The 8589-nt window shown below is 32.5% G+C and carries 7 protein-coding genes; 6 read left to right on the top strand and 1 reads right to left on the bottom strand.

What is annotated here, in order from left to right:
- The first annotated feature begins 447 nt into the window (after positions 1-447).
- The 6 genes from ORL93_RS30315 to ORL93_RS30340 all read left to right on the top strand — a co-directional run bounded on the left by ORL93_RS30315 (position 448) and on the right by ORL93_RS30340 (position 6948).
- The gene (locus ORL93_RS30315) at positions 448-1161 is read left to right on the top strand and encodes a response regulator transcription factor (RefSeq protein ID WP_265960294.1); all 714 of its coding nucleotides are present in this window, start codon (positions 448-450) and stop codon (positions 1159-1161) included.
- On the top strand, positions 1158-2216 hold the full coding sequence (locus ORL93_RS30320; protein WP_265960288.1) for a sensor histidine kinase: 1059 nt from the start codon (positions 1158-1160) through the stop codon (positions 2214-2216). Before ORL93_RS30315 ends, ORL93_RS30320 begins: the two co-directional genes overlap by 4 nt.
- A 671-nt stretch (positions 2217-2887) precedes the next feature.
- On the top strand, positions 2888-3649 hold the full coding sequence (locus ORL93_RS30325; protein ID WP_323055359.1) for a hypothetical protein: 762 nt from the start codon (positions 2888-2890) through the stop codon (positions 3647-3649).
- A gap of 120 nt (positions 3650-3769) precedes the next feature.
- Positions 3770-4624, top strand: coding sequence for a phospholipase C (locus tag ORL93_RS30330; RefSeq protein ID WP_265960291.1), 855 nt, complete (start codon positions 3770-3772; stop codon positions 4622-4624).
- Between the two features lie 415 nt (positions 4625-5039).
- Positions 5040-6329, top strand: coding sequence for a hypothetical protein (locus tag ORL93_RS30335; protein ID WP_265960292.1), 1290 nt, complete (start codon positions 5040-5042; stop codon positions 6327-6329).
- Positions 6330-6636: 307 nt separating this feature from the next.
- Positions 6637-6948, top strand: coding sequence for a heavy metal-binding domain-containing protein (locus ORL93_RS30340; protein ID WP_033678739.1), 312 nt, complete (start codon positions 6637-6639; stop codon positions 6946-6948).
- Positions 6949-7531: 583 nt separating this feature from the next.
- Here ORL93_RS30340 and ORL93_RS30345 read toward each other — a convergent pair.
- Positions 7532-8299 carry a hypothetical protein gene (locus tag ORL93_RS30345; RefSeq protein ID WP_265960293.1) on the bottom strand — a complete coding sequence of 256 codons (768 nt, stop codon included), beginning with the start codon at positions 8297-8299 and terminating at the stop codon, positions 7532-7534.
- Between the last annotated feature and the right edge of the window lie 290 nt (positions 8300-8589).

Below are 8589 nucleotides of genomic sequence, written 5' to 3' on the forward strand. Positions count from 1 at the left end.
GAAAAGATCTTTGTATAACAAGAACGAGACAAACCATTTCTTTTAGTTATTATTGATTTATTAAAATAAAAATTGATACCCAAAAAACAAGAAAGGTTAGCATTTTGCCAGCCTTTCTTGTTTACTATTTAATTAATTTTACAAATAAAATTTTGTTTTGGAGATACTTCAAAATCTTCGCTTAATGGGCATGGGGCTAAGCTGAAAAAATCCAGGAAATCGTATAAAATTCGGAATTTTATACGATTTTAACGAAAGAGTTTTGTAACATTTTCGAAAGAAATATGCAAGATATTTAAACTAAGATAAACTCACGAATATAAATTTTATATTAATCGTTAGTAAAATAAAAATACTAACAATTTTAAAAAACATTTTACAATATTATAAATGAATCAGAAAAAGATTTCTTTTATTATTGATAAAGGAACAGAGGAGATTTTATGTATGAAAACAAGAATTGCAATTATAGAAGATGAAGATAATATCCGTGAAATATGCAAACGGTACTTAGAAAGAGAAGGATATGAAGTATACACCGCTGTAAACGGAGAAGAAGGTTGGAATTTATTTCAGCAATATCAACCAGATCTCATTGTTTTAGATTTGATGATGCCGAAAAAAGATGGATGGGAACTATGTGAGGAAATTCGCCAACACTCTAATGTTCCTATTATTATTTTGACTGCTAGGGGAGAAGAAAGAGATCGGATTTTGGGATTAACAATAGGCGCGGATGATTATGTAACAAAGCCGTTTTCGCCTCGTGAATTAGTATTAAGGGTACAAATTCTATTACGAAGAGGCAATCAAGCAACAATACAAATACAAGAACCAGTATCAGAAATAATAAGATTCCTAGATTTAGAGATTCACCCAACCAAAAGACGGGTATTTGTTTGTGGGCATGAAATTGAGTTAACAGTGAAAGAATTTGAGGTACTTCATACTATGGCAAAACATCCAAGACAAGTATTTTCAAGATCTCAACTTCTTGAAAAAATTTGGGATTTTGAGTATGAAGGGTGCACAAATACAGTAACAGTTTTAGTAAGTCGCCTACGTGAGAAATTAGAGAAACATACAACAAAGAATCGTTGGATTCATACAGTTTGGGGTATAGGTTATTGCTTTGAGCCAGATGGAGGAAATGAAATATGAAGTTAAGAGTTCAATTGTTATTGATGAATTTATTAAGTACGGGTATCATGTTAATCTCTATCTGGTATAGCGAAATACAAATGTTACTTAGACCAGAACAGACACGGTTATTTATGGTAATCGTGATTGTAGCACTAATTATTTCAACGATTATTTACTGGTTAATGACACGTCCTATTATGAAATCGATCCAAAATTTAATTGCATTAACCAAACAATTTAGTGATAGACATTTTGAAACGATGTACATAATAGGGAAAGAACCGGAAGAGTTTAAAGAATTAGCCACAGCTTTTCAAGAAATGGCAAAAAAATTAGAAGAAAGCTTTACTAAGTTAGAAAAAGGAGAAAAAGAACGTACTGAGCTGATTACGAATATTTCACATGACTTACGAACGCCTCTTGCTAGCATACAATTGATGATAGAAGCGTTACAGGATGGTTTAATTGAAGATGCTGATATGAAAAATCAGTATCTAACGACAATTCTAAACGAAATACAACGATTAAGTGGATTAATTAATGATTTATTTGAGCTTTCTAAGTTAGAACTTGGACAAGAAGTATTTTATCCAAGTTTAAAACATGTAGATAGTATTCTATTAAAAGTAATAGATTCACATGCTATCCTATTGAAAGATAAAGAGATTGATTTGCAATTACGTGTTTCAGATACATTACCAAAACTTTGGATTATGCCATGTAAAATAGCACGAGTTATCAATAATTTGTTACATAATGCGATTCGACATTCTCCTACATGTGGCACAATTGAGTTAATTGTAGAGGAAAATAGACAGAAACAGCAAATTATATTCACTTTGCGTGATGAGGGGAATGGGATTTCCTACGATGAACAACTACGTATATTTGAACGCTTTTTCAGAACAGATCCATCAAGAAGTTCACAATCTGGAGGATCTGGACTTGGACTCGCCATTGCAAAATCACTAGTGGAAATGCATAAAGGAGAAATTGGTGTTCGGAACCGTCCAGATGGTAAACAGGGATGTGAATTTTGGTTTACTCTTCCCGTTATATCAGAAAAGAAATAATACAGTTGAAAGACTTTTTTATCAGTAATCATTGTATCTAAAATGAAAAATCCCTCGGACAATTGAAGGGTTTTTATTAGCATAAGCGGCAAAGATGTTAATCACGCAAATAGAGAAAAAGAATCCCTTATTTCTTTTGGGATTCTTTTTTGCTAAAGCTTGCTCACACAAATGACCTGCACATCAATTCATCTTTGAGATACAGATCATTTGTATGATAATTTTTTTAAATAATTGCGAAATAACGAACTTACATAAATGCTTTTAAAAGTTCTTGAACGAATGGAAGTAATCCACCTACAAATTTTAAAACTGCCATTGCGATTGCCATGTTATTTCCTACTCTTTTTATGTGTTAAGATGTGGTACATATTTATGTTTTTATTGCGGTAAGCGCTTACATCGATATCAATACATTTCGATATGTAATATTGCATATTTTTGTATAATTTATATATTTAATTAAATAGATTATCGATAAAGCCAGTAAACATGCAGGTTTTCTTCTTTGTGTGCTAGTTTCATCAGTAAAGAGGTCAGACCTTTGAAAGACTTTTGTAACATTTATGAAAGAGAAATGAAAGATTTGTTAGCTAGGATGAGGCTTGTCCACTAGTAGACGATGCGCGCAGGGAGTAAAACCATTAGTGAAAATAAGGAGATATTAAGACATGTTGATTAAAAGAAAACTACCTATACTTACATTCTTAGCACTAATATTTAGTTTGATCGTTACTGTTTTTCCTACAAATTCTGCTTATGCAGCTGGGGACAGTCGTATACTTGATATTTATGGGGATCCAGTCAAGACATCTAAAGATTATATAATGGTACGTAAAATTTGGGATGGTAAGCCTCGGTATGCTGCTTATGCAGGTGTAGGTGAGAAGAGACTTGGAGTAACTTATGAGAAGTTTGCGGGTTGGCATTATGTAATTCAATATAAAGATAAATCTTATTATGGTACTGCTGAGACTCATAAGGATACAAAAGGTAATGAGTACTATGGTACACCTATCAATTTCGAAACTCCAGATGGGGTAGAAAGTGATGGATATATAAGACATAATACGCCAGTTACCATGTCAATGTGGATTGGGGGACCAAATGCTGAGGCAGGAGGAACTAAAAAATATGTCAATGCAGGGAATCGCGGCTGGATTTATTTTAGCGATCAATCAAAAAGCACGTTAACAGTTCAGGAACAAAATGCAAAGGAAATCAATTTAATAACAGGTAAAACTGATTATCTTAGAGATAAAATGGGTAGACCTTGTGATTGGTACAGTGCAGATCCACAAAATTCTGAGTATGGAGTTACATCGTATTTCGAGCTAGAGCCTTCAGGTCAACCATTTTCAAATCAAGATAAACTATGGGGAAGTTCTGCGCCGCCATATCAATCTGGTTATGAATTGGTACCTTTACAATAGGGTATTTGTTACATTCGGCTTTATATAACTGTACTTATTAGCATTTAACGTGTCTTCCGGTAAGGTAAGAGAAAACGCTATGAAGGAAAGTTAAATTATATATCAAATGGAGGAATATTTATGAAAAGAAAAATGTTTGCTATAGCTTCTGTAATTGCTTTAACAGCTCCTGTTCAGAGCGTGGCGTTCGCACATGAAAATGATGGGCAATTTGATCCACCTATTGCTCAAAGATGGTCAGCAGAATCTGTACATAATGAAGGAGTAAGTTCTCATTTATGGATTGTAAACAGAGCCATTGATATTATGTCCCAAAATACAACTGTGGTGAAGCAAAATGAGACAGCTCTATTAAATGAATGGCGTACTAATTTGGAGGAAGGTATTTATTCTGCAGATTATAAAAACCCATACTATGATCATTCTACATTCGCTTCACACTTCTATGATCCTGATTCAGGAAAAACATATATTCCATTTGCTAAACAAGCAAAGCAAACGGGAGCAAAGTATTTTAAATTAGCTGGTGAAGCTTATCAAAATAAAGATATGAAAAATGCATTCTTTTATTTAGGATTATCACTTCATTATTTAGGGGATGTCAACCAACCAATGCATGCAGCAAACTTTACTAACATTTCGCATCCATTTGGCTTCCACTCAAAATATGAAAACTTCGTTGATACAGTGAAAGACAATTATAGAGTAACAGATGGAGATGGCTATTGGAATTGGAAAAGTGCAAATCCAGAAGAGTGGGTTCATGCATCAGCAGCAGCAGCAAAAGCTGATTTCCCATCAATTGTTAATGACAATACGAAGAATTGGTTCTTAAAAGCAGCGGTATCACAAGACTCTGCTGACAAATGGCGTTCTGAAGTAACACCGGTAACAGGAAAACGTTTAATGGAAGCACAGCGTATTACAGCTGGATATATTCATTTATGGTTTGATACGTACGTGAATAACAAATAACAAAATACACTTATACATGGCAAAAGTTATGTATGTTATAAAGTGAAACTTCCAACGGGTGGGGGCTTCATCCCCCACCTATCTTCTTTGTTTCTCTCTAAATCTTGATGTGGAAGTCTTACCGACCGCAAATAGCAGATAAAGTAAAACGGAAACGACTATTGGGTTCAAGGGTCATCCTGAGAGTAAATACTATAATTTGAGTTTGATACGTGTATTTTAGAAATTTCCAAGCCTTTCAAATCAATGAAAGACTTTTGTAACATTTATGAAAGTAAATTGAAAGATATATATAATAAGATAAATATATCGAAAGTGATTTTATTTTAATCCGAAGTAAAAAGTATAAGCAATGTACAGTATAATTTCATTTTTTGTAATCTTGTAGAGATGATAAAAGAAAGGGAGAGATCATATGAATTATAAGAAAAAAGTAATTCCCGCAGCATTAGCATTTGCTGTTTTAGCAAGTCCAGTTTTTTCTTTAAAAGCAGAAGCAAGTACAGTATCAGTATCTTCAGGTTCTAGCGCAATTACTTCTGTTGAAAAAGAAAATCCGTCATTAAACCTTAAAGAGGGACAGGTATCTGAAGAAAATTCCAATGTAAACCAAGAATTTGATGCAAATTATATCAATAATAATATTATTAAAGCGAATTTTCCATCTGTTACACCACCTCATATCAAGCAAGCAAAGCCTCTTACATATGTATATTTAGATTATTTTTATAAAAATAACAATAAAATTATTGGGGAGTGGAGAAACAAAGAACTAAAACATATGGATCCAACACCTAGGTTTTATGATGATTTAAGATTTATGGGGTATAGTGAATCCCAAATCGAAGAATATTTTGGAAGCACTTATGGAGAAGCCTTTGTAAAAGGACTTGTTCTGGAAACATTAGAAAACTTTTTCCAAACTCGTTATGCTCAAGATCCAAATGATCCTGATGTACAAAAAATATTACAATCTAAATATTATGAAAAAAGTGATGCTGAAGATTCAATTTGGTCGCCAGAATTTTTTGTAGGACCAGGTGACTTGAAAAGAGCGATTCTAGAGGAATTTGGAAAGAAAAGTTTAGATGAGCTTGGAATCCAAGTCATTTGGGGTGACAATAATTGGGGCGCTGAAAAGGCTGTAACAATTGGTTATTCAGCGAAGACACCATTTAACCCACTAAAAGATGCTGAACTAACTGAAAAGAAATATCTTAAGAAAGTTCCTGGTGGATCAGCATCAATTCCAGCTAAAAACACAGGATATGAAGTAACATTTGACATCAAAACAGGGTTGACTAATGAACAATCACAATCATTTGCTCACACTGTAGGTTTCAATGCTGGTGTTGGCATTGAAGATATTTTTGAAATTGGAGCAAGTTATGAGTTCCAAAGTACATTTGGTACAAGTATCTCATTAAGTGAAGAACAAACAGTATCCCGTAAATTTAGTCTTACTAACGATACTGATAAAACGATTACAGCAGCATTATATCAAGTTACTGCTGAGTATAGCCTAAAACCTGGATCGGTTGCTGCGGGAGCTGTAAATAAAACAATCAATTCACCTTTTGCACAGTTTTGGCAAGGTGGCGGTTATTGGGATACAGCTACAAAAGTTAAAGTATCATCTACTTCAACAGGTGCAATTAAAACAGATGATTTAAAACTAGTTCGTTCAGATGTACTAGAAAAATAAAGAGATACGGAAAAGATACCTTATTTTCTGAATCCCCCTTATATAATGACATAGAATATATATTCTATGTCATTATTCGTGTAATTAAAAAATTTTAGATTGCTATATTCTTAATGAACTGTTAATTCTTAAATCAATTCACCAATTTAAACTACCATATAAAACTTACTTTCATTTTTTTCCTTATGAAATCTTACAAAAGTGTCATCTTTATGTAAGGTAATTAGATAGTTCATTTACGATTTCAATGTGATAATAAAAGTATAAGAAATAATAAATTTTTAGATATTATAGGAGAGTGCTAGTAATGATTGTAACAACAACTTCTACGATTCAAGGAAAAGAAATTATTGAGTATATTGACATTGTAAACGGTGAAGCAATTATGGGGGCAAATATCGTACGCGATTTATTTGCTTCTGTTCGTGACGTTGTTGGTGGCCGTTCTGGTGCATATGAAAGTAAATTGAAAGAAGCACGTGATATTGCAATGGAAGAAATGAAAGTTCTTGCGAAACAAAAAGGTGCAAATGCAATTGTTGGTATTGATGTAGACTACGAAGTCGTTCGTGATGGAATGTTAATGGTGGCTGTAAGCGGTACAGCGGTACGTGTGTAAATAGATAGAATGTGGATTTTTCTATAGTTGTTATGTATTTTCTATAAATATAGATGCATTATGTTTATGAACACATCACAACACATAAAAAAGGAAGAGAATTTTTATAATTCTCTTCCTTTTTTATTTACGAGAAATTTCATGTTCATTAGCTGTTTAGTTCATCGAAAAATGCTGTAGAATTTACCTATGCTATTATAACAGTATAAAACATGGTTTTAAGATGTAATATTGCATATCAAAATGTATTGATATACATGTAAGCGTTTACTATAATGAGGGTATAAAGATTTACCACATCTTAATACATAAAAAGAGGAGGAAATAACATGACAATCGCAATGGCAGTTTTGAAATTTGTAGGTGGAGTACTTCCGTTAGTAGCAGAACTTTTAAAAGCAGTAATGTAAGCCCATTATTCCGCAATTATTTGTAAAAATTATCATACAAATGATCTGTATATCAAAGAAGAATTGATGTGCAGATCATTTGTGTGAGTCTAAATAATAAAAAGGCTTATTTTCCTCACAAGGATTAAGTCTTATTTTTATTTCTTGTGAAAAATATACAAATTTACTTCTTCTCAAAATACGGCGAGTTTATGTTTCTTTATCTCAGCAAGCTCATCAGAGGTATAACTAAAAATTCCAGATGCTTTTACTGGATTCGAAGTTATCGTTGCCAGTTTTCGCTTCTCTCCCGGTAGTGCATGAAAAAGTTTCATTAGATCAAAAGAAGCATCACCTGGTTTTATATTTGGAAATTCCTGTTTAATATATTTTAGAGCTAAAGGACCATTCATTTGACCACTATTGTCACTTTTTAAGTAATATGTTTGCCAATTTGTAAGCGCAATACCAGTATTTCCTCCATCTAATTGTTTTTGTGTAATATAATACATATCACGTTCATATAGATCTGAGGCATCAGGATTTAAGTCCACTATTATACCAGCTTGCTTAATCAGAAGTTGTTGACCATGTTTTATCGTTTTATATTCAACTTTCCCATCTTCATAGAAAATTTTAATTTTTTTAGAAAAGTTTTGGTTTTTATAATAATCATACACACTAATACCAAATTCTCCTTTGTTAAAAGTAGGAGCTTTGTAAGCACGATTTTCATTGTTAGCTGTATAATCATATTTAGCACTTTGTTCTGATAAAAGAATAACAAAAGGCTCTTTTAGAAACGTATCATAGGTATCTCCAAATGTTGTAAGAATCGTTTCTCTTGTATCAACGTCTGCATGCGCTTTATGTTTTGTAATTGGGTTGAAACTGAATAAGATTCCCATCGCTATTCCTACAGGGGAAATTTTTTTTATACTTCTCTTTATCTTTTCTCTCATGACTTTGTTCCTTACTTTCTAATTATACTGTTACCAACATATTTAAATTAATATCGGTAAGTTTATCTTAATTTAAACCTCTTTCATTTTTCTTTCATAAATGTTACAAAAGGCTTTCATTGCTTCTCATACAAACATTTCAGGACTCTTGCAAGTAATTTCTTAAACTTGGACATACAGATAGGAATAAAATGATTGACACATAAGTAAACACCGATCATACAGTCTAAAAATAAACTTTTGCGAAGGATTAACACCATGAATCACAAAAACATAAGTATGAGATTATT

This window comes from Bacillus sp. DHT2 (genome assembly GCF_026241455.1).
GTDB classification, from domain to species: domain Bacteria; phylum Bacillota; class Bacilli; order Bacillales; family Bacillaceae_G; genus Bacillus_A; species Bacillus_A pseudomycoides.